Genomic DNA, 22,558 nt, shown 5'->3' on the forward strand with positions numbered 1-22,558 from the left:
GGGGTGTCGCAAGCCGTTAAGCATGCTTAATATCGCTAGAGAAGTTTGCGATGGCGGAGTGGAGCGCCTTCTGGCTGTAGCGAAGCTGCGAAATGTGAAGCGGAAGAGTTTCGCAGGTGCCTCGACGGCAACTCTTTTCCAATTCCGACGTCACCAAACAAGTCTGTACTGCGCCCAGCGATTCAGCGATTTGCCGGATTCGGTACGCCATAGATGCGACCCGAGCGATGTCTCCGCACGATAGAGCTCGCTCCAATTCTGGCAAATCGCGGTCATTTGAGTCTAAGAAAGTCCGAATCTGTTCTTCCGCTTCACCAATGGAGTTTTCACAGCGTTCAAGCAACAGCTGAGTATCTAAGACCTCGACATCGTCGATCTTAGGAATCTGTTGGTAGTTTACAAAGTGCTTCTTTGCCATAATTCAACCGCTATCCGGGACACGCTTTTGCGACGATGGCGTTCCCATCATCGCAAGCAGATCGAGGTTTTTCGACCGTTGCTTTCAAGTCTAGCTTGTACATACCAGCGTGCGCATTTTCGAATTGTCACCTTCTAGAAAGCCTGTTTTCCAATCTTTTGGAGGCCAAATGAAGCTCGTGGGAGACCTCAACTGCGGCAATTTCATGGTAAAGAAGACTGGAATTGCAACGAAGTGATGCAACGTGCGTCTGATCTGTTGACGGTGTGTCTGATATAATCGTTGTGACTGACACTTCTACGGACTTTGGACCTCGTGTAATCGATCCATATGAATCAAAACTACCGGTTGTATCGATGCCAACTTTTACGCGGCTCGCTTTTTCTGGCGTCGCTCATTTTTTTCACGAGTTCACTCAGGGAAGTGCGGGGGCAAGCCTTCTTTTCTGAAGCGAGTTCTGAGTTTTCATCGCGGATCAACCCGCCGCGCGAAATCGAGCGATTGCTGACTCAAGCCGAAAACGCAATCAAAAACCGGGCTTGGAGCGAGGCTTCCAAATCGCTAGGCCTCGTGCTGGGAATCGAGGCCGACGCGGTTCGCATTGAGGGGCAAGGCCAGGATTACTTCCGCGAGAGCGAAATGGAAGCCGATACCGCTCGGGCAACAATTCACGAACGGGCTCTGGAGCTATTCGATTCGATTCCTGAAGAAGGCCAAGCCACGGTTGAGCTTCGCTACGGTGTGTCAGCCAAACAACAGCTCGACCAAGCAATCGCGACAGGGGACTGGCAACGCATTGATGCGATTGCAAGCCGCTATTTAATGACCGAGGTTGGGCGACAAGCAAGCTTTCTGGCGGCGGAACATCAGACGGCACTGGGCAACCCGGCGTGGGCCGCGTGGCGATGGCAACAGCTGCTGAGATACCGTCGCGCACGAGAGCAGTTTGGCCCGGTCCTGGGGGTTGCGTCGGCATCTGCTTGGTTAGCCGCTGGAAACGAAACTCGCGCCCGGGAAGTCCTTGCGGATGCCAATGTAAAGTTTGCGAACAAGGACGTCTCGGTCGGCTCGGTGCGGCTGAGCCTTGCGAATCAAGACGAAACGATTCAGAAGTTGCGTTCAGCAGACTTAAAGTCTCGCTCTGAAAAACAAACGTCTCCAAATGTGATTGGCGGTGCACCCGATCGGAATGCAGATTCGTTGGCTGGTCTGCCTTTGCCATTTGTCTCCTGGCATTCGTTGCTCCATGAATCTCTCTTGCACGAGAATGACGCTCTGAAAACCATGCAGGAGCAGTCGAAGAAGAACGAGAAGATTTCCTTGATTCCATCACGTTCAAGCATCGTTGTTCCTCCATATGTAATCGCCATGACCTACGACCAACGCGTGCATGCAGTGCACATGCGCACGGGGCAGCTGAAATGGGCGACGCCGTTTGCCGGTGCCTCCCGAGAATCGGACAACGTCTATCCACGACGAGAATTCAGCAGTACGAAACTGCCGATCGTCGATTATCTTGCCAAGCGCATTTGGGGCCAACAAGCGACGGGGCAGCTAACCTCGGACGATCAAAATATTTATGTCGTCGTTGAGCAAGCTTCGGTCGACGCGGCGGAAAGCCTCAGGCGTGGTGCTAATGCAAGCATCACGGTCCCCATTCCCCAGAAGAATTTCAATGTGCTTCAAGCGTACAGCATAAAGCGTGAAGCCAGTTTGGCATGGGAAGTCGGCGGCGAAGAGGGGCTTAGCGAACCACTCTTGGCTAACGTTTTGTTTCTGGGCCCTCCCCTGCCCTACGATGGACAACTGCTGATTATTGGCGAAGTGAATGGCGAGTTAATTCTTTATAGTGTCGATCCAAATAATGGGCATCTGCTTTGGAAGCAACAGCTAGCGGCGAATAGCGTATCGACGATCGCGGCCGATGTAGTGCGACGCAATTTTGCTTGTAGTCCTGCCGTTCACGCTGGCGTTGTCGTTTGCCCAACACTCAGTGGCGAACTCGTAGCGGTCGACCTTGCCTCGCGGAGCTTGCGTTGGTCCACTCGTTACGCGCAGAATAGCGAGTCGCGTGGAAATGATCGGATTAATGTATTCGGGATTGCACCGAACCGGGATTTCAAGCCACTTGAGGCTAGGTCATCGGAGACTTCTGTTGTTATCGGCGACGGTGTAGTGATTCATGCTCCACCTGATGGCAAGGGGCTATCCGCGATTGATTTGCACAGTGGAGTCTCTCTTTGGAATTCACCCAACTCCGAAGTTCTTTACATAGCTGCGGTTTTGAATTCCACCGTGGTTTTTGCGTCTCACGACGCTGTAACTTGCTTGAACTTACAAACCGGCGAACGCGTTTGGGATATTAACGTTTCCGAGTATGGTAAAGTCGCAGGGCGTTCCGCACGGAACAACGACCAGATCTTTTTCCCGACAACTAGTCAAGCTATATTACAAGTTAACGCGCAGGAGGGTAAAATCGTCGACGTGGTTCGAGCCGAAAAACCGCTTGGAAATCTAGTCGCTACGGCGGACTCACTAATTTCCCTCGGGCCCGTGGTGCTAGCGAGCTATCCCATCCGGGATCAAGTGCGTTTGCAGTTGCAGAACGAGTTGGCGTCAAACCAGCAGAGTCCCTTGCTTTTAGCGAGGCGTGCCGAGTTGGCGGTCGGTGATTCCGATTGGGAGGCGGCATTTGACCTTGCGTTGCAGGCTTACGAGGCAGCGCCCGAGAATGACGAAATCAAGAGCGTCGTTCGAAAAGTTGGTCTGGCAGTACTTAAAGAAGATTTCAAATCATTCGAACCTCGTTTTGAAAAGCTTAACGCGTTGATGGAGGAAGGACCGAATCGTAGTCAGTACGTTGCAAGTTTAGTACGAGCTCTGCTCCTGCGCGAGTCCTATGACGCCGCTCTTGGGCAACTGTTAGAGCTGACGGAATTGAAACGTGATGCCGTTAAAGTTCACAGTGGTTATGCCGAAACAATCGATTTAGAGGAACACTGGTCGATACGCGAAGAAGAGTGGATTGCTTCGACGCTTGCAACTTTGCTGCAAAAGGCTTCGCCTGAAATGAAGGTCGAGGCAGTTGAGCAAGTTAAGTCGATTCTGCAGAAATCGATCAGTTCAATCGACGAAAGCGTGGTATTGGATCTGCACTTTCGTTATGTTCCACAAGCGAGTCCGTACTTTCTCGTGCGGGCGATTCAAGCGTATCGGGCTGGCGATTTGCTCGATGCTGAAATACGAGCTGTTCGATGCGAGTCACTTGCGCAACTGTTTGAAGACAAAGCAGAGGCCGACAGATTAACGCTTGCGTCCAAGAAATTGCGAGTGATGCTTTACAACGAAGTTGGCAGAGTTCAGACGGCGGCAAAGCTTGCTCTCACGATTGGGATTCCCGTCGATAAAATTAATGAAATAGATGAAGTTTCGATCCTTGCCGATGGTGCGCTGTCAGAGTTCGCTAGCTTTGCGCCGGTGGAAAAAATTGCTTCGCCCAGTCGTATTGAGGAAGAGTTTGGGGGGAGTATTTGGTTAGCGGAGGCATATGCTGAGCAAACTTACACGCCAGAGGAACTTGAAGCTTTCGCCAACAGCGATAGTCAGGACTGGCCTCAGGGGAAAGTAGTTGTATCAAAGGAAAATGTTAGCGTTGGCGACATGAGATTTGCCGAATCTGTATGCCGCATCAATACGCGAATTGGTGACGCTCTGCAGGGCTGGACCGTAAGAATGATGCCAAGTTCCATTGATCTGGTCGATGCAGCGCATCGCCGCAAGATCTCAATCCCAAGCAACAGTGGTTTTACAACCAACCAAGCTTCCGCCTACATGGTCAATTCTATTCTGATTGTCGAGCAAGGTGGCGAGCTTACTGCAATTGATACACTCGCGGCTCAGAAAGAAGCCTCCAGTGGTCGAGGGCTTGAATCTGATTTTCTCGATTCTAGCACTGTGTTATGGCAAGAGCAGTTCGGGCGTGCAAATACAGGCCGATTGGGCATAGATCGCAATCGAAGGAATGAGACGCTTGATTGGGGTGCGGAAAATTCACGCGCCTCCGTTGGGTTTACGGCATTAGTCGCTTACCCTTTTGGCTTGATCGTAGCGACTGATAAAACGATCCAATGCAAAGACTTCCGAAGCGGAGAAGTTATCTGGACAGTGAATGTCGAAGCGATGAAGTTCCCGGGCAGCAACCGGTCAGGGTTTGCCTCGCAGCCCTATCTGACTTTCGACAATGGCATTTTGACGGCCATCGACGCGGTAGGACGCACTCGGGTTAATATCAAGGCGAGCACCGGTGCCGTCGACGAAATCGGTACGTTCGAAAGTTCGGGAAGTATTTGGCTGATGACCGAGGGGAAATTTCTGACCGGCCGCAAAACGAGCGAACGTAAGTACGAGTTCCAGCTATTTAATGCACAAACCGGCGAATCGCTGTTGAAGCTGGAAACGCCCGGTAGCTCTCGAGCGGAGCTTCTGGACGATACGTCATTGGCTATATGGGGCCCAGACCAAGAGCTGGAATACTGGAATCTGAAGTCAGCGGAAAGGTTTTCGTATCCACTGGTAGCTAGTTCCAGGATAAACCAAATCCGACTTGAACGCTTTGAAAACGTCGCCGTGCTGATGTCTTACGTGCCCAGTAAAAAACTGGAGTTTGTGCAGGATGAAGCGGAGCTCGATTCGCATATAGTCGCCGGTGAAGTGCTCGCAGTTGACATCGCGACTGGGAAACCGATTTGGGAAAAGCCATTGGACGTTTACCATTTTCATTTCCCCGTCCGTCAGCCGCGAATCTCACCAGCGATGGTGCTTGTTCGTCAGCTGAACTTGCGTCTGGAGGCGAACAGGCGGATTAAACTTTCGTCGGTAGCGTTTATCGATTTGAAGACTGGTAAGCTGCTCTATCAGAATGACTATCTGCCGACGCAACAAGGAATCGGATTTGCCTCCAGTGTTTTTCCATCACAACACATTTTGAATATCAACTACCGCAGTGCAACGTTGAATCTGCAGTGGACTTCAGAGGCGTCGGACGACTCTAAGCCAACCGTTGAGGTAGGCAATGTCTCAGCGGCAACGCTTATAAAGGAGATGCCTGAAGAGCTTCGTGAGTACAGCAAAGCGCTTCAAGAAGCAGAAGACGCTGGAACACTTTTCGAATGATCCTGCATATCGACATGGACGCGTTTTTTGCGTCCATCGAACAGCGTGACAATCCGGAATTGCGAGGCAAGCCCGTAGTCGTAGGGGGATCCAAGTATGGCCGAGGTGTCGTAGCGGCGGCTAGCTATGAAGCCCGCAAGTTCGGTATCCACTCGGCAATGAGTGGCAGGCAGGCAGCACTTCTATGCCCGCATGCCATTTTCGTTAAATCGAACGGTCGTTTCTACTCTCAGGTTGGCAAGCAGGTTCGCGAAATCTTGCAACGGTTTTCGCCGGTGATCCAGCCTCTCTCATGCGATGAAGCTTTTCTTGACATTGCTGGTACATTGCGACATTTTGCTTCCGTACATAGTATTGCCGCGGAGATTAAAAAAACGATTCAGGATGAACTTTCATTAACCGCGTCCGTGGGCGCGGCACCTTTAAAGTTCATCGCGAAAATAGCGAGCGACATTGGAAAACCAAATGGTTGTGTAATCGTCGATGGGAGCGACATGCAGGACTTTATAGATCCCTTACCAATTGCAAGGTTATGGGGTGTCGGCACTGTTGCTGAAAAAAGACTTGAGCGATTCGGTGTTCGAACGATCGCCGATATGCGCAAGCTGTCAACAAAACATCTGTCGCTGCTAGGTAACTGGGCCGACCATCTGTTCGCTCTTGCAAACTGTATCGATCCGCGCGGAGTTGAAACGGACCATTCGGCAAAACAGATTAGCCATGAGCGAACATTTTCGGAGGATATCGATGATCTAAACTCGATCTTGGCGGTTGCCAATTTTTTGACCGACCAAGTATGCCGACGCTTGCGCCAAAGCCAACGTTTTGCAAAAACCGTAACGCTCAAATACCGCACGCACGACTTCAGAACACACACTCGTTCGCATAGCTTTAAGAAGATAGTTTGTCATTTGGACGATGTGTGGCCAATAGTGGATTCGCTTGTCCGGGCTATGCAGGCGAAAGCTCAAGCTCCCGTACGCCTGATTGGAATCGCTGTCTCTGAACTTACTGCGGAAAATGTTCCGCAGCAACTTGACCTTTTTGACCGACAAGAGAAAGCTGCCAATCATCGGCTCGATGCGGTCTCTGACCAAATTACAGGCAAGCTGGGAGAATATGCAATTTATCGGGGAACAGCCCATGTGTGGGCGAAGCAGAAGATTAGTAAGGAGGCTCGCGATGGTTCAAAAGAGTAGTCTTGAGCAATTTTTAAAAAACACAAGCGTGAGCCGGAGTGAGGGCTTATGAGGCATATTTATTTGATAGGCTACCGTGGATGCGGAAAATCGAGCGTCGGTAGAAAACTTGCTGAACTGTTAGGGACGACTTCGGTTGACACGGACGACATTGTTGAACAAATGGCTGGCAAGACAATTCGTGAAGTCTTCGAAAATGACGGTGAAGAAGCTTTCCGGGATATGGAAACCAAGGCGATCGAATTCGTTTCAGGATCCCCCGAGCGTCAAATAATATCGCTTGGCGGAGGTGCAATTTTGCGTGAAGAGAATCGGCGATTGATTAGGCAGGGATTAGTCGTCTGGTTGCAAGCAAGTGCAGAAACGTTGGCGGTACGTATCACGCGTGACAAGACTTCAGGGGGGCGCCGCCCGCAGCTCACAGCCGAGTCGTCGATGTTGGCCGAAGTTAGAACGGTTCTCGCTAAACGCTACCCACTGTACGCCGAGTGTGCTCAACTGCAGATCGATACGGAAGAAAGGTCAACTTATCGCGTTGCAAGGCAGATCCAGCACTGGCTGAGAACGGCTAGATGCGATTAAATTTCTTGGGTTGTGCTGGCCAAGTGATATTTGTTTGATGGTGTGATTTGAAGCTGTAGCAGGCAAGTGATTTTTATGTCAGAGCCAGGGTGCTGTAGCGGCAGAAAACGCGGTAGCATACGCGTACCAAAAATGATTTACAGAATACTTATAGGAATCCGGTTCCGATGAATTGGTTTGCGCAGCTTCCGCTTGAGCAACGCATCTTTACCGTAGCATTGATCGCTACGCTGTTTTGCGGCCCGCTGGTTAACTGGGCGATCTCAAGCCTATCGTATTTTGGGCAGAGGGTTAGTCCCTGGAGCCGTACAACAAGAGAGCCCCAGACTTCAAGGCAACTCATTTACTTTGTGCCAATCATTGGTTGGCTATTTCGAAAGGATCACCAGGAAGGCTGGTCAAAACATTACTGGGTCCGCCCCTTGCTGCTTGAGCTATTGGTGCCAATCGCCATAACCTTCGTTTACTACTGGGAAGTAACAGGGGGCTTGCTACCCAATCCCACCTTAGCCGTTGCACCCATGCCGTTAACTAGCGTGGATTTGCATTGGCAAGTTGTTGGGCACCTTGCTCTTATGCTGCTGCTTGTCGCCGCAACATTTATCGACTTCGACGAAATGCTTATCCCTGACGCGATTACCATCCCAGGGACGTTGTTTGCGCTCGTAGGGAGTGTGTTAATCCCACAGTGGCATTTATGGATCGACCTCGTTGGACCTAATGGGCGATGGCCTCATCAACTTCAGCTTACCAGCCCTGGGCAGATGCCGACTTGGGCGGGAAGTTGGATTGGACTTTGCGTTGCAATTGGAATCTTTTTGGGATGGTGTTTCGCGCTTGCCGATCGTCGTATCATTTTGCGGCGTGGATTTAAAAAGTCGATTCAGTATTTTTTTGCGGGGCTTGTTCGACGTCCAACTTGGTTGTTTCTTTTGGCGATGGCAATTGTCGGTTCGTTGCTAATCCTTGTCGTTTATTCTGCGGCAAGCGCTACAGCATGGAATTCTTTGTTCTGTTCGCTTGGCGGAATCGCTATCGGCGGATCAATTGTTTGGGCTGTTCGGATCGTCGCTGGACTTGCGCTTGGCATGGAGGCGTTGGGATTTGGTGATGTCATTTTGATGGCCATGGTCGGAGCGTTTTTAGGTTGGCAACCTGTTGCGATATCATTCTTCTACGCTCCGTTTTTTGCTCTTGGGATTGTTTTGGTTAAGGCAATCATCACTGGGAATACGGCAACGCCATTTGGGCCATATCTGTGCGCTGCAACGATTTACTGCCTGCTCCGTTGGGACGCGATTTGGAATCAAACGCTTCAAGAGCGGTTCGCAATGGGTTATCAGCTCATCATAATTTTCGTCGCATTGTTCCTGCTCATGGGAGCCATGCTGGCTGTTTGGAGATTGATCAAAAGGGCAGTATTCCAGCATTAAATAGTATTGAGCAAATGCTTCTCGTTCCCAGGCTCCGCTTGGTAAAACGGTGACTCAGGGGCTCCGCCTATTTTTGCGAGAAGGTTGACTTGACGGTACGCAGGCAGAGCAGCGCAGTGGTTTATCAGGCGGAGCTTGGTAACCAGTAAGAATGAACGACTCTCATCATAGGGGTGTACAACAGTGGCGAAAGCGACAACGAAGAGGGGCAATCAAGCTGCGCAGGTACCAGGGGTTGCTGAAGAGCAACGCTTGGCCCTGGCCAGAAAGAGGATCGAAAACTGGCAGCGATGGGGGCCATACCTTTCAGAGCGACAGTGGGGAACTGTCCGAGAAGATTATTCAGAATCACAAGAGCCTTGGTTTTATTTTCCTCACGATCATGCCCGCTCTCGGGTTTATCGTTGGGGTGAAGATGGGTTGCTCGGAATTTGTGATCGTGAGTGCCGTTTGTGCTTTGCGCCAGCGTTTTGGAATGGGAATGATCCTATTCTTAAAGAACGTCTGTTTGGAGTTCCGGGTCCCGAGGGCAATCATGGTGAAGATGTAAAGGAGTTGTACTATTATCTTGATTCAACGCCATCTCATTCGTATATGAAGGCGTTGTACAAGTATCCGCACGCGAGATTTCCTTACGAGGACTTGTCGGAGACCAATAAAACACGTTCACGTTCCGAACCTGAGTATGAGCTTGTAGACACCGACGCATTTGCTAACGACGCTTACTTTGACTGCTCAATTGAGTATGCCAAGGCATCGCCCGATGACATTCTAATTGAAATTTCGATTCACAATCGAGGTGCAGATCCAGCACTTTTACACCTTCTACCTCAGTTCTGGTTTCGCAATACTTGGGCGTGGGGGAAAATGTCAGAAGATACGCTCGAGCGGCCGCAGTGTTTTGCGACCAGCGATGGCGGCGTGATCTTCGAGCACTCGACGCTCGGTACTTTTCGGTGCGACCTAGAAGCTACTTGCAACGACAGCAAGATATTGGAATTGCCATGGTTGTTTACGGAGAACGAAACAAATCCGAATCGTCATGCCAAGATTACTTCGGACAGTAAGTACTACAAGGATGCTTTTCATGAGTACGTTGTCGACGGAAGACGCGAAGCAGTCAATCCAGAGCAGACTGGAACAAAATGCACGGTAGATCTGCAAGTTGAGATTGCACATGGGAGTCCGCTTGTTATGCGTGCTCGACTGTCCAAGGTCGATGATGCTAAGGCTGGGCAGCTTGATTTACAGTCCGGTTTCGAATCGGTCTTCAGCTTGCGAAAAAAAGAGACTGATGAATTTTATTCACAACGTATTCCAAGCAATCTTACTGACGAAGAGAAACGCATCGCGAGGCAGGCGTATGGCGGATTACTGTGGACGAAACAATTTTACTTCTATGCTGTCGAACGCTGGATGGACGGCGATCCCGAATTGCCACAACTTCCTGACTGGCGCGCTCGCGGGAGGAACAGTGAATGGCAGCACCTGTTTAACCGCGATGTAATATCAATGCCCGACAAATGGGAATATCCCTGGTATGCGGCGTGGGACCTTGCGTTTCATATGGTCCCCATGGCTCGAATTGACATGAATTTCGCTCAGGAGCAAATGATACTATTCCTACGTGAATGGTACATGCATCCAAACGGGCAAATCCCTGCGTACGAGTGGGCATTGGGTGACGTCAATCCGCCCGTTCATGCATGGGCATGCTGGCAAATTTATCAGATGAGTGGTCAAGCTGAAGGTCGCGATCGTGATTTCCTGAAACGAGTCTTTCTCAAGTTGCTTTTGAATTTTACCTGGTGGGTAAATCGAAAGGATACCCGTGGGCAAAACCTATTCAGCGGTGGATTCCTCGGACTGGATAACATCGGAGTCTTTGACCGTAACAAGCCCCTGCCTGGTGGAGGTGTGCTTGAACAGGCGGACGGCACCGCCTGGATGGCTTTCTTTTGTGGGCATATGCTTCAAATTGCATTGGAGCTCGCCCAAGAAAATCAAGCTTACGGTGACATGGCTAGCAAGTTCTTCGAGCATTACGTCTCGATCGCGGCTGCTATGAATTCTCTGCACGGGACTGGTCTATGGGAAGAGGAAGATGGATTTTACTATGATCATATCCATCGCGATGGCAATAGCACGGCCTTACGAGTGCGATCGTTGGTTGGGTTAATGCCTCTGTGCACGCCGGTAATATTGAACGATGATCTGATCTCTGAACTGCCGGGGTTCCAGCGAAGAATGAACTGGTTTTTGAAAAATAAGCCAGAACTATCGGAGCATATGTCGATTTTGGAACGGAATGGAACTCGTGATGGCATGCCTGGAAAACGCCTGTTAGCGATTCCTTCCGCAGATCGCTTTAAACGGCTTTTGCGCTACATGCTCGACGAGCGCGAATTCCTTTCTGCCTATGGCATTCGGTCCATGTCGGCTATCCACGGTGAAAAGCCATTTGTTTTTGAGCACGAAGGTGGCAAAGAAAGTGTAAGTTACGTCCCCGGTGAAAGCGATAGTTACTTCTTTGGTGGAAACAGCAATTGGCGCGGGCCGATTTGGTTTCCGATCAACTATTTGATTATTCAATCACTTCGGACGTACCACGAATACTACGGCGAGAGCTTTAAAGTTGAATGCCCGACCAGTTCCGGAAACTTGTTAAACTTAGAGGAAGTTGCCCAAGAACTAGAGCGCCGATTAATCTCCGTGTTCCAGCTGGACTCGTCGGGCAAAGTTCCTTGTCATGGAGATTGTTCGCTTCATGCCAACGATCCAAACTGCCAAGACCTGCTACTCTTTTATGAATATTTTCATGGAGACAACGGCAAAGGGTTGGGAGCAAGCCATCAAACTGGATGGACCGCTTTGGTTGCGACAATGTTGGAGCATCAGTCTATTTGCAAGTCAAAGTAGGTGGCAAACTAGAGCGTAAGAAATTGTTTTGCGGTTTACCATGAGCGTCTGGAAATGACATACAATGACCTCTCATTCGAAGTCACCAACGTTCAACAGTGAATCGCTGCATGTTATCACAAGCGAAAGGAGTCGAGGAAAATCATGAAGATGAGCAGCCTGAGACTGATTCAATGTGACGAAGAACATGCTAAGGATATAGCGTCAATTTTGAACGATGCGATTGAAAAGACGTGCGACATCTACGATTGTTCTCCACGTAGTGTCGAGACCGTAAGAGAATGGATCGTGGCGCGGCATAAATCCGACTTGCCGGTAATCGCTGTGGTCGATGACGAAGACGTAGTGCGAGCGTTTGGCAGTTACAGTATTTTCCGCCCATTCGAAGCGTACCAGACGACGGTAGAACATTCGATTTACGTGGCCAGTTCGTATCGTCGACGCGGTCTGGGACGCTGGCTGTTATCACAATTAGTTGAGGAAGCTCGTCTCCAAAACAAGCATTGCATGATCGCCGGCATAGATTCGCAGAACTCGGCCAGTATCCAAATGCATTTGCAATTCGGTTTCGAAGAATGCGGTGAAATGCGACAGGTCGCCCGAAAGTTTAATCGTTGGTTAGATCTGCTTTTCTTTCAGTATTTCATCACTGAAAGTCGCCTCAAGGTTTTTCGTACTCCGGAAATTTAGCTACCGGAGCAATTAAGAACGTTGGCATCTTTCAAAGTCTGTCGAGCCATAATATGGGAATACGACCGGACTAGGAGATTTTCAGCATGCCAGTGCTGTCGCCGAAGTTTGCAACCTTGACGCCGAACTGTGCGAGCATCCAGACGTAGAGATTGCACAGCGGGGTGTCCTTGTCAAACTGAAGGTGTGTTCCGCGTTTGATTCTTCCGCCTGCCTTGCCAATCATTAAAATTGGGAGATCGTCATGGTTATGTCGGTCACCGTCGGAGATGCCACTGCCGTAAACGAACATCATATTGTCCAGTAGGGAGCGTCCATTCTCTTCGATCGACGCTAACTGACCTACCATGTAAGCGAGATGCTCAGCATGATAAAGGTTGATCTTCTGGATTTTCTCCTGTTTGTCATCGCTCTTGCCGTGGTGCGAGACGTCGTGGTGACCTTCGGGGACGCCAATTTCAGGGTAAGGTCGATTATTCCCTTCATTGGCCAGCATAAACGTAATAATACGCGTCGAATCAGTCTGAAGAGCGATCGCCGTCATATCCATCATGAGTTTACAGTGCTCGGACCAATCGCGAGGTACTCCGGCGGGACGAGGAAAGTTTGGAATGCCATCTTCACCCACGCGCAACTTGTTGCTGTGTGTAAGCCGCGTCTCTACGTCGCGCACGGCGTACATGTACTCGTCCATTTTGCGGCGGTCGGCTTCGCTGACATTCTTATGAATCTTTTTCGCATCCTCTAGAACAAAATCGAGTACGCTTTTACGACGAGAAATTCTCGACGCTTTTGCTTGAGCCGCATCGGCGATGTCCTCGGAACCGAAGATCCGATCGAACACGGACGCAGGATTGACTTCTTTAGCCAAGGGGCTGGTCGCATTTCGCCATGCCAGATTACTTGAGTATGCACACGAGTAGCCAGAGTCGCAGTTGCCTGCTTGGGCTGACCCTTCCAAACCAAGTTCAAGCGATGCAAAACGTGTCATGTGACCGTTGTTCTGGGCCGCGAGTTGGTCGACCGAAACCGAGTTTTGGATGTCAGCGCCATCGGTTTTTCTGGGGTGAGAACCGGTCAAGAACGAAGCGCCGCTTCGAGCGTGATCGCCACCACCATCGCCATGAGCCCGAGCACCATCTAGTGTTAGGCCGCTCAAGACACTTACATATTCTCGATACGGTTCAAGGGCTTTCAGCGTTGTGTTCAAAGTGTAATTTGGCCCAACCTCGCTCGGCGTCCAGGCAGGCATGTGCGCGCCATTGGGTGTGTTAAGAAAAAGCATTCGCAACGGCGGTGCCTTTTCGGAGGCTGCTCTTGAGATTGCAGGCGTCATAGCTTCGAGTGCAGGTAATGCAACGACTGTACCGAGACCGCGTAGGACTGTGCGGCGAGAAAGTGGGCGATGGCTCATTCTTGTTCCCGATAACCTTTTCTTTGAAACGCATCGCTTTCGATAATGCCCAGTAGCAAGATCGTGAAACGATAATTGTCTTGTTTGAGGTCACTCACAATGCGGTCAACAGCGCACTTGTCATAGTATTCTAGCCCGCGACCAAGTGCATATGTCATTAGTTTCTCGGTCAGGCATCGCGCGAAATCATCCGCATGCTTACTTCGAAGCGTCTTGATCAGATCGCCAGCATGACGAACGCTATCGCCTGAGGGGAGGACTCCGGAAGCGTCAATTGGCTGCCCCCGATCAGAAGTTCTCCAAAGCCCCACGGCATCAAAGTTTTCCATCGCAAGTCCAAGTGGGTCCATCAATTTGTGGCAACCTGCACAAGCCGGGTCGGCGCGGTGCTGTTCGATTTGTTCCCGCAAAGAACCCGTAAGCTGAGCTTTTTCTAATTCTGGTACTCCTGGCGGCGGTGGCGGTGGCGGTTTGTTTAAGATATTGTCCAAGACAAAGCGACCGCGTTTGACGGGGCTGGTGCGAGTGGGGTTACTTGTGACTGCCAAGATTGCCGCTTGCGTCAGCAATCCACGACGAGGTTGTGATTTTATGGAAACTTTTTGAAACTTGCTCCCTTTGATTCCTGGCACGCCATAAAACTTGGCCAGTCGATCATTCAGATAAGTGTAGTCAGCGTCTAACAGATCGAGGATGTTCCCATCGCCGCGAAAAACGTCGGAAACGAATAATAGTGTTTCTTGTCGCGCTAGGTCGCTAACTTCGTCGTTCCACGTTGGGAACAAATTCTTGTTAGGCTCGAAGTTTTCCAGCTTTCGTAAAGTCAGCCATTGGCCTGCGAAGTTCTCAATGAATAACGCGGCACGGGGATCCTTGAGCATTCGGTCGATCTGCTTGGAAAGGACTTCCGGTCGGCGAAGTTGTTTTTGCCATGCAAGCGTGAACAGTTCACGATCTGGCATTGTTCCCCAAATGAAATAGCTGATGCGGCTCGCGAGTTCGAATTCAGTCAGCAGCGGAAAATCCTCGCCTTTCTTAACAAGCGGTTGTTCGACTTTGAAAATGAAATGCGGTGACAGCAACATGGCTTGAATGGCAAGTTGGATTGAACCCTCAAACGACTCCCCATCTTCCATCGCAGTAAGTGCCAACTTTACGATCCGGTCGGATTCGTTTTTTGCAACTGGACGACGATAGAAATAGACCATCAAAGGCGAGATGACTTTTTGTAGAGCTTGTTCGTTTGAGACGACTGCGTTGGGAGTAGCAGTTACAATGCGGCGGTGCGACTCTGGAAGCAAAGCGGGATCGAGGGCAGTTTGGGGCTTCGCTCCGTAAAAACGAATTGAGAAGAGCGACAGGTTGCGATCCTCGTCAGAACCGTCTGCACCTTTACCAGTTTCATCGTTGATAAAGCCGATAGCAATCTTATGCTTGCCAGCTTTCATACGTAGCGGAATATCGAATGTGTCATCCTTGCCATTACCAGCAGTTACGACTTTTCTTGCCACCACTTTATCGTCGAGTGCGATGGCCATCTCGGGGCCGATATTTCGACATTTGGTTCCACCAGCAATAATCTCAAGGTGATATGTTCCAGCCCAAGGCGCGCTCTCCTCAAACTCAATCGAAGTATTGCTCCACATCGAAATTTCAGAACCGGTAACTTGCCCGCCTTGCTCAAGCTTAAATCTTTCAAGTGGATATGTATTCGAAATCGAAGGACCTGGCTCCGGCAACTTGATGGCTTGGCTACTAATCTCTTCTGCGGCGGTGATATATTTTTCCATCAACAGCGGGGGCAGATTCAACACGTCGCCGATATTGTCAAAACCATAACCAACGTCATCGCCAGGGAAATCCATCGCCTTTTCGTAGTCGACTCCTAATAAATCGCGGACCGTGTTGCGGTATTCGACCCGAGTCAATCGGCGAAGCGTTACAGAGCCTGGATTCGGAGTCTTTCCGCAATCGACGTCGTGGATCAAATTGTCCAGCCATTTCACGAGGGCGGCGCGGTCTGTATCTTTGAGAGGCTCAGCCCCTTCTGGAGGCATGTCGCCAATTTCCAGCCTTGCGATGACCTTTGCAAACGTGCCACGCTCTTTCGTAAGTGACTTCGCTGTGGAGAAATGATCAAGAGCGAGCCCCGCGGATGCTTCTGCACCACTATGGCAGTCTAAACATGTTCGCTGCAAAAGCGGCACGACTTTCTCCGCAAACTGCTTTTCTTGTTCGTCCCAATTTATTGCTTTGACCTTACACGATAGAGCAAGACTGGAGAGCCATACCATGCCACACACGGCGATGTGGACCGCAACGCGAGCATTGGATCGCGGTTGTTGATGTTCTTTGGATGACTTATTTTGGCTCACGGCGCGTACAATCAGTAAGTAGTCAAAAACGCCCAAACGAAAATGTGCTGTAAGGTACCCGCCAGACACTACGCTTTACAGTTTAGCTTAGTTTTGGCACTTATTCGAAGCATTTGTACCAGGGCTGCGTTCCAGCGGCCGTCAAACACAAGAGGGAATAAAAATGAACATCCGAACAAAAGAAGCGCTCACACAGGCAAAATGTACTCCCTGTGAAGGTGGAGTAACGGCATTTTCGAAGGACGACGCTGCTGCACACTCCGCACTCTTGGAAAAATGGGAACTGGCCGATGATGGCCGTTCAATTTTCAAAAAATGGAATTGCGGGAGTTTTGTGAAAGTTATGAAACTGGTAAATCAGATCGCGGATCTGGCGGAACAAGAGCAGCATCACCCAGACCTCCACATAACTGGGTACCGTCACCTCCAGGTCGTTTTGATGACGCATGCCGTGGGCGGGCTGAGCGAAAATGACTTTATCTTGGCAGCGAAAATCGACCAACTTGATTAGGCCAGACGTGAGCGGTTGGCCGCGGTTCTTAAGAATTGCTTAGCGTAAACGATGGGTTGTAGTGGTTTTGATGTCTATTCCCACGCATTACGCTAGAAAGATTGCGTTTCTTGACCATACTGAATCGATCGAAGGGCGTCCTAAGCAGCACCCTTGTCAAAGAGTACGCTTTTTTGAACCATAAGTATGGCGAATTTCGCTTAACTATGAACGAGCCGCACGGTCTTCCGGCGGAGTTTTTCAACATAGCCCCTTTCATAGCATTAGAACTTAAGCCCTCGGAGAACGACAATTGAAAGCTCAGGCAAAGTCAAGATCTAGCCAATCCACGGCAAAAGGGGGAGCTCCATCCAAGCAAAGTGCAAAGGCGTCGCAATCCACTGCGAAGCCAGCGAAGACCGCAGTTGGTAAAAAAACGTCGGCAAGTTCCGCTTCTAAGAAGTCCAAAGTGGCTACGACCGAACAAGAAAAAAAGAAGACAACGGCCAAGAATGTGCCGCTGAAGGATACGAAACCGACCAAAACAGTTTCGAAAGGCGAAGTCAGCTTGGCGTCGGGGAAAAACACTCGCAAAAAAGCCGCTCCCGCGACCCAGCAGTCCACGAAGCCAGAACCGACGGAGGCACCTGCGAAGAAAAATCGTAAGAAGAATACTGAGCCGGTTGTAGCCAGTTCAGCTGGTAAATCCAAGGTTGCTACGGCCAAAAAATCTGTCGTCCCGCAAGTTGAAACCAAGCCAAAAACCGTTTCCAGCGAGAGCCCTGCCAAGCCTGCAAAGAAGACTGCAGCGGTTAAGGCGCCACCCAAGCCTGCCCCAAAACCTCAGCCGAAAGTCGACACGACTCCTCCGACAAATCCTGCTGTTGTCGAGAAACTTCGAGACTTGCAAGAGAAACGCGAACGGAGCAAAGACTTGGCTCGTGCCGCAGACTCTCGGCCATCCTTGACTCACAACGACCCTATTGCTTTGCAGGCACCGGAAGAAGGCAAAGACCGGCTTGTGCTGCTCGTTCGCGATCCATATTGGCTGCACGCGAGCTGGGATATCAGCCGTCGGAGTGTACAGCGAGCGAAAGCTGCTCTGAGCGGCAACTGGCATACGGTCAAGGCTGTGCTGCGATTAATGCACTTCGACGACTCGGGCACAACCACGAACGCAGAAAAGATTGTTCGTGACATCGAGATCCATAGTGGAGTTCGCAATTGGTATATCCCAGTGACCGACGCACCTTCATCCTATGTGGCAATCCTTGGCTACCTCTGCGCATCGGGACGGTTCCACGAACTGTGCCGAAGCAATAAAGCTAAAACGCCAGTGCCCGGTTCGAATGATGCGATCGATGACCACTGGGCCGACATCGCTCGAGATGCGGAACGGGTTTATGGGCTCTCTGGTGGGTACGATGAAGAGCATCCGTCCGAAGATCTACAGGCGATGTTCGAGGAGCGACTCAAGCGTCCGATTGCTGGTCCAACGGCCGCAGAGTTCGGAGGCGGAGCAGACGGCAGTTTGAGGCGTCATCGCGACTTCCATTTCGAATTGGACGTTGAGATGGTAGTTTTCGGATCGACGCAGCCATACTCGCGCCTTACGGTCGGAGGCGAACCCGCGACTGTGCGTAGCGATGGTACGTTCTCGGTCCGCATTCCGATGCCAAACTCGCGGCAAGTATTACCGGTGACCTCGCGCGGTCGGGACGGCAATGACGAGCAAACGATCGTTATTGCAATCGAACGCAACACAAAGGTCATGGAAGCAGTTACGAACGCGGAAGCTGAAGAGTAAACTGAAGCCACACCGCCATCGCGGTAGACAAACGTCGGTTTCTCTCGTTTCGGTACATGGTTCTAGATTGCAAGATTCGACTGATCAAATCAAGGAGCAAGCCGATCTGCTAGTTCAGCGGCTTGCCGAAATTGGACCTTGCGTCGTCGCGTTCTCCGGCGGTGTAGACAGCAGCGTCGTGGCATTCGCGGCGTTCAAGGCTCTCAAGCAGCAATGCATTGCCGTTACAGGCCTCGGGGCAGCCGTCAGTCAGCTGGATCGAGAATTTGCGCTGGATGTTATCGCGCAGATTGGCATGCGCCATGAATTTCTGAACACTTATGAGATCGACGATCACGCCTATATTCGCAACGATCGAAACCGCTGCTTCTACTGTAAAAGCGAACTTTACACTCGGTTGCAGTTGTTTGCTGGGGAGATGTCCATTGAAAATTTGGTGTCAGGCACAAATGTCGATGATCTTGGCGACTATCGGCCAGGCCTGGAAGCGGCCAAGTCGCACGGTGTACATCAGCCTTTAGCAGACCTCAATATTGGCAAGCAAAGCGTTCGAGAGTTAGCTTCCATGTGGGGACTAAGTATCGCTTCAAGACCTGCCTCCCCCTGCCTTTCCAGTCGAGTTGCTTATGGAACAGCGGTTACGCCAGAGCGTCTTCGAATGATTGAATCGGCAGAATCGATGCTTCACGAACTCGGATTTGATGAAGTTCGCGTTCGCTATTTGCCTGGCAGCCATGCGCGTATCGAGCTTCCAGCACATAGGCTTGCTGAATTTCAGAATTCCGTTGACGTCGATTCGCTGGGCGAGAAAATTCGAGCGTTAGGATTTGCGATGGTTTCGGTTGATCACGCAGGTTTGCAGAGCGGCGGGCTGAATCGTATGTTGCCGATCCTGCAATGAAAAACGGCAGCTTTCGCTGCCGTTAGAGAATTCGAATGGTGCGTCTGCAACGCTCAACTACTTCGAAATGTTATAGCACATGATGTGATCGCCTTCTCGCAAGAACAGCTTGCCATCTGCGATAACAGGATGCGCCCAGCTTGGACGATCTCCGCTGTGTGGTGGTGTAAACGCTCCCACTTCCTTGAACTCTTTAGGCGTCGCTTCGACCAGCGTCATTACTCCATCTTGATAGCGAATGTAAAGATGGCCGTCTGCAGCGGCAAACGCAGCGGAGCGAGAGCCCGAACCACGCGATTTCCATACCACCTTGCCGGTCATCAATTCTGCACAGAATGGAATCCCTTTATCATCGGAATCGCCGTATAGGTAATCGCCGATCAATACGACACCACCATGCTTGTTAGCTAGTTCCTTCTGCAACGGATAGATCTCTTCGATTTTTACACTGTCGCCATCTGCTACTTGGCGAACCAAAGCACCGCCGCGGCCATAGCCTGCGACGATGAAGGCCAAGTCGTCGCGAACAATCGGGGTCGGAATAACGGCTGTCGTTTGATCAATATCGTAAGTCCAGAGAAGCTTGCCGTCTTCAGCGCGGACACCCATCCCGCCGCTTCCGGTTGTCTGTACGTATACTTTAATGTCGCCAATTTGACTGATAACCGCTGACGAGTGTCCAGCTCCCCGATCGCCGGGGCGTGGGGTTGTCCAGATCGTCTCGCCGTTGGACTTGTTCAAGGCGACCATCGTTGCTTTCTCTTTGCCTGGTGTGCAAATCAATTTGTCACCATCGATTAAAACTGATTCGCTGTATCCCCAACCATCAGCCTTATCTCCACCAAATTCACTCTTAAGATTCTTTGTCCAAGAAATCTTACCGGCGGTGTCAACGCACACTAACACTCCATGCGGAGTTACGACATAGACTTTGTCTCCATCGACAGTAGGTGTGCTTCGAGAGCCTTGCCAATCTTGCTGACCGCTATTCCACGCTTCTCCTGTCTTGACTTTCCAAAGCTGCTTGCCTGACTTCATGTCAAAGCATGTCAGATATTCATCTTTATCACTCGCGGTCGAAAGCGAGTCACCTAGCGTGTAGATCTTGCCATCCGCGATAGCTGGACTTGCATAACCACGACCAGCACCGGCGGTGTCCCAAAGAAGCTTTGGACCCTCTTTAGGCCATTGGCTCAACAATCCGGTCTCGCTTGAAACCGCTGTTCGATCAGTACCGCGGAACGTTGGCCATTCACTGGTCTCAGCATAAATGACTGAACTCGTACTGACGGCGACGAGGGATGCCAAAGATAGTGAACGAAATTGTCGATTCATAAAAACAAATCCTCTGAAATTATCGATCTGAAACGCATCGTAGTCGACGCTGGTTATGAGTCTTTGCCAAGATGCTATTTGCTATATAAGGAAAGCGCTCGCCAAAGTTCGAATCCATTGGACCGCAGATTCGATCCTTATAGGTTACCCGATAGGGGGCGTGAATGAATAGTAGTGATTTTCCATGCAAGAACGTAGGAAAACAGCATTCAAATCCCACGAATGCAGTCGGCTCCACGTTAGAGCACCTGGGAACAGCCCGAGCGACCAGGCGTCAAAACTTGGGCAATAGGGTGAGGTTGCTTGGCCCAATGAGGAGCAGGACGCTGCTTTTTTCCACAAAGTCAACTCTATGTGGATTTCTGTAAAGCTTGCAAGATGCCGACATGGCACCTCGTCAAACCGTATGATGGACTAAAACAGCCTGAAACCGGAAGGGGCACCCGATGATCGAGTTTCCAGGAATCCAGCAAAGCGTTATTCGAAACCACTACAATGTTGCGACTCTGTTCTATCGACTTTTGTGGGGGCCTCACATTCATCATGGTTTCTGGGAGAGCGACGAATCGCCGCGCAAGGCTCAGCTGCAACTCACGGAACGTCTTGCAGACCGAGCACAAATCGCTCCTGGATCCAAAGTTCTCGATGTAGGTTGTGGTATGGGTGGTTCAAGTCGCTGGCTCGCAAGCGAACTTGGATGCCATGTTACAGGCGTTACGATTAGTGCTGTGCAACAGCGTTGGGCATCTGCAGCTTCGAGACTTCAACGAATCAATCCAAAACCGGTGTTTCAATGTGAAGACGTCGAAACTATTCGTCTGCCGAAGAAATCGTTAGACCTAGTCTGGAGCATCGAATGTACCGAGCATTTGTTTAGGAAGCGAGAATTTTTTATGCAAGCTGCAACTTGGTTGCGTCCGAGTGGAAAATTCGCTATCTGCGCATGGCTTGCAGGGGCAAACGAACTCGCTTCCAATACAATCGAACAAGTGCAACAAGTTTGCGAAGGGATGTTCTGCCCGTCGTTAGGCACGCAGAAAGACTACGAACAATGGTTTGTCGACGCAGGCATGAAAGTGCAAGTGAGCCAACTCTGGACTGAAAAAGTGCTTAAGACCTGGGAAATCTGCCTCCAGCGCGTTGACCGGTCAGGAGTTCGTCTAATTGCAAGATTGCTTGGACAAAACCACACCCTGTTCTTGAACCGATTTACTTCGATTCTTGATGCGTATCGGAGCAATGCCATGGAATACGGCTGCTTTGTTGCCGTCAAAGAATCATAAAAACTGACCTTGAGAAAGATGTTAACGACGACGTTTGAACGGCAACACTCACTGCGCCAAGATGAGTCGATTGTCGAATCGTTGGGGCAATTTAAGGCAAAATGCACAATCCGTGGGAATTTTACATGAATGAAAATCCTTACTCATCGCCCACACACGAAACGGGAATTGTCCTAGACCCCTCTTCCCGATCAGGTGACCAAACCTTGGGTGGCATCGCAAGACAAACGTTTTTGGCTTGGGAACGCCTTCGTCTAATCTATATCGTCTCGCTGGGACTGTTAACGTTGTTGATTGCGGCACCAAATCTCGCTCGTTTCCAGACAATTGTCATGATCTTAGAAGGCGCAGTCATTGCAAGTGTTTGCTACTTCTTAGGGCCGATTGGCGAGACTTATGTCCGTTGGCTCGGTTTTAAAGGTAAGTGGCTGCGCTGGTTCCTCTTCATCGGTGGCACATTGTTCACTGCTTTGATGGTCGTTATTACAATGGCATCCATGCTGCTTCCCAACCAGGACTAATTCACCAAAGTTTGCGTCA

15 protein-coding genes are annotated in these 22,558 nt (G+C 50.5%); 11 read left to right on the forward strand and 4 right to left on the reverse strand.

All coding sequences use genetic code 11. The features are described from left to right. Positions 1–16: 16 nt before the first annotated feature. Complete coding sequence (locus tag SH451x_RS03100; RefSeq protein ID WP_479360904.1) at positions 17–418, reverse strand: Hpt domain-containing protein; 402 nt, start codon at positions 416–418, stop codon at positions 17–19. A gap of 330 nt (positions 419–748) precedes the next feature. On the opposite strand from SH451x_RS03100, the gene SH451x_RS03105 reads away from it, so the two are divergent. The 6 genes from SH451x_RS03105 to SH451x_RS03130 all read left to right on the forward strand — a co-directional run bounded on the left by SH451x_RS03105 (position 749) and on the right by SH451x_RS03130 (position 12,413). Further along, positions 749–5,590, forward strand: coding sequence for an outer membrane protein assembly factor BamB family protein (locus SH451x_RS03105; RefSeq protein ID WP_479360906.1), 4,842 nt, complete (start codon positions 749–751; stop codon positions 5,588–5,590). Beyond that, positions 5,587–6,789: a DNA polymerase IV gene (gene dinB, locus SH451x_RS03110; RefSeq protein ID WP_479360908.1), complete on the forward strand. Its 1,203-nt coding sequence runs from the start codon at positions 5,587–5,589 to the stop codon at positions 6,787–6,789. Before SH451x_RS03105 ends, dinB begins: the two co-directional genes overlap by 4 nt. 48 nt (positions 6,790–6,837) lie before the next feature. Next, positions 6,838–7,371 (forward strand): shikimate kinase, encoded by a 534-nt coding sequence (locus SH451x_RS03115; protein WP_479360909.1) that lies wholly within the window; start codon positions 6,838–6,840, stop codon positions 7,369–7,371. 167 nt (positions 7,372–7,538) lie between these two features. After that, on the forward strand, positions 7,539–8,804 hold the full coding sequence (locus SH451x_RS03120) for a prepilin peptidase (protein WP_479360910.1): 1,266 nt from the start codon (positions 7,539–7,541) through the stop codon (positions 8,802–8,804). A gap of 183 nt (positions 8,805–8,987) precedes the next feature. Beyond that, the gene (locus SH451x_RS03125) at positions 8,988–11,723 is read left to right on the forward strand and encodes an MGH1-like glycoside hydrolase domain-containing protein (protein ID WP_479360911.1); all 2,736 of its coding nucleotides are present in this window, start codon (positions 8,988–8,990) and stop codon (positions 11,721–11,723) included. Positions 11,724–11,867: 144 nt separating this feature from the next. Next, a complete protein-coding gene (locus SH451x_RS03130) occupies positions 11,868–12,413 on the forward strand; it encodes a GNAT family N-acetyltransferase (RefSeq protein WP_479360912.1) in 546 nt (181 codons plus the stop codon). A gap of 70 nt (positions 12,414–12,483) precedes the next feature. On the opposite strand, the gene SH451x_RS03135 is transcribed toward SH451x_RS03130, so the two are convergent. Then, positions 12,484–13,827: a DUF1552 domain-containing protein gene (locus tag SH451x_RS03135; RefSeq protein ID WP_479360913.1), complete on the reverse strand. Its 1,344-nt coding sequence runs from the start codon at positions 13,825–13,827 to the stop codon at positions 12,484–12,486. Further along, entirely contained in the window at positions 13,824–16,202 is a 2,379-nt protein-coding gene (locus SH451x_RS03140) for a DUF1592 domain-containing protein (protein ID WP_479360914.1), read from the reverse strand. Before SH451x_RS03140 ends, SH451x_RS03135 begins: the two co-directional genes overlap by 4 nt. Positions 16,203–16,365: 163 nt before the next feature. On the opposite strand from SH451x_RS03140, the gene SH451x_RS03145 reads away from it, so the two are divergent. From SH451x_RS03145 to larE, 3 genes are all read left to right on the forward strand, one after another. After that, positions 16,366–16,713, forward strand: coding sequence for a 4a-hydroxytetrahydrobiopterin dehydratase (locus tag SH451x_RS03145; protein WP_479360916.1), 348 nt, complete (start codon positions 16,366–16,368; stop codon positions 16,711–16,713). A gap of 448 nt (positions 16,714–17,161) precedes the next feature. Continuing rightward, positions 17,162–18,499 carry a DUF4912 domain-containing protein gene (locus SH451x_RS03150; protein WP_479360917.1) on the forward strand — a complete coding sequence of 446 codons (1,338 nt, stop codon included), beginning with the start codon at positions 17,162–17,164 and terminating at the stop codon, positions 18,497–18,499. A gap of 67 nt (positions 18,500–18,566) precedes the next feature. Beyond that, positions 18,567–19,400: an ATP-dependent sacrificial sulfur transferase LarE gene (larE, locus tag SH451x_RS03155; RefSeq protein WP_479360918.1), complete on the forward strand. Its 834-nt coding sequence runs from the start codon at positions 18,567–18,569 to the stop codon at positions 19,398–19,400. A 57-nt stretch (positions 19,401–19,457) separates the two neighbouring features. On the opposite strand, the gene SH451x_RS03160 is transcribed toward larE, so the two are convergent. Continuing rightward, entirely contained in the window at positions 19,458–20,735 is a 1,278-nt protein-coding gene (locus SH451x_RS03160) for a PQQ-binding-like beta-propeller repeat protein (RefSeq protein ID WP_479360919.1), read from the reverse strand. Positions 20,736–21,181: 446 nt separating this feature from the next. Between SH451x_RS03160 and SH451x_RS03165 the strand changes: the two genes are divergently transcribed. Both SH451x_RS03165 and SH451x_RS03170 read left to right on the forward strand, forming a co-directional pair. Beyond that, the gene (locus SH451x_RS03165; RefSeq protein WP_479360920.1) at positions 21,182–22,018 is read left to right on the forward strand and encodes an SAM-dependent methyltransferase; all 837 of its coding nucleotides are present in this window, start codon (positions 21,182–21,184) and stop codon (positions 22,016–22,018) included. Between the two features lie 125 nt (positions 22,019–22,143). Next, positions 22,144–22,539 (forward strand): hypothetical protein, encoded by a 396-nt coding sequence (locus SH451x_RS03170; RefSeq protein ID WP_479360921.1) that lies wholly within the window; start codon positions 22,144–22,146, stop codon positions 22,537–22,539. Positions 22,540–22,558: the final 19 nt, after the last annotated feature.

This window comes from Njordella aestuarii (genome assembly GCF_056494165.1).

Excerpts from the sequence above, each read along its gene's own strand:
- SH451x_RS03145 (WP_479360916.1), top strand. The coding sequence starts at position 16,366 with ATGAACATCCGAACAAAAGAAGCGCTCACACAGGCAAAATGTACTCCC.
- SH451x_RS03165 (WP_479360920.1), top strand. The coding sequence starts at position 21,182 with ATGATCGAGTTTCCAGGAATCCAGCAAAGCGTTATTCGAAACCACTAC.
- dinB (WP_479360908.1), top strand. The coding sequence starts at position 5,587 with ATGATCCTGCATATCGACATGGACGCGTTTTTTGCGTCCATCGAACAG.
- SH451x_RS03170 (WP_479360921.1), top strand. The coding sequence starts at position 22,144 with ATGAATGAAAATCCTTACTCATCGCCCACACACGAAACGGGAATTGTC.
- SH451x_RS03135 (WP_479360913.1), bottom strand. The coding sequence starts at position 13,827 with ATGAGCCATCGCCCACTTTCTCGCCGCACAGTCCTACGCGGTCTCGGT.
- SH451x_RS03100 (WP_479360904.1), bottom strand. The coding sequence starts at position 418 with ATGGCAAAGAAGCACTTTGTAAACTACCAACAGATTCCTAAGATCGAC.
- SH451x_RS03120 (WP_479360910.1), top strand. The coding sequence starts at position 7,539 with ATGAATTGGTTTGCGCAGCTTCCGCTTGAGCAACGCATCTTTACCGTA.
- SH451x_RS03115 (WP_479360909.1), top strand. The coding sequence starts at position 6,838 with ATGAGGCATATTTATTTGATAGGCTACCGTGGATGCGGAAAATCGAGC.
- SH451x_RS03105 (WP_479360906.1), top strand. The coding sequence starts at position 749 with ATGAATCAAAACTACCGGTTGTATCGATGCCAACTTTTACGCGGCTCG.
- SH451x_RS03130 (WP_479360912.1), top strand. The coding sequence starts at position 11,868 with ATGAAGATGAGCAGCCTGAGACTGATTCAATGTGACGAAGAACATGCT.
- SH451x_RS03160 (WP_479360919.1), bottom strand. The coding sequence starts at position 20,735 with ATGAATCGACAATTTCGTTCACTATCTTTGGCATCCCTCGTCGCCGTC.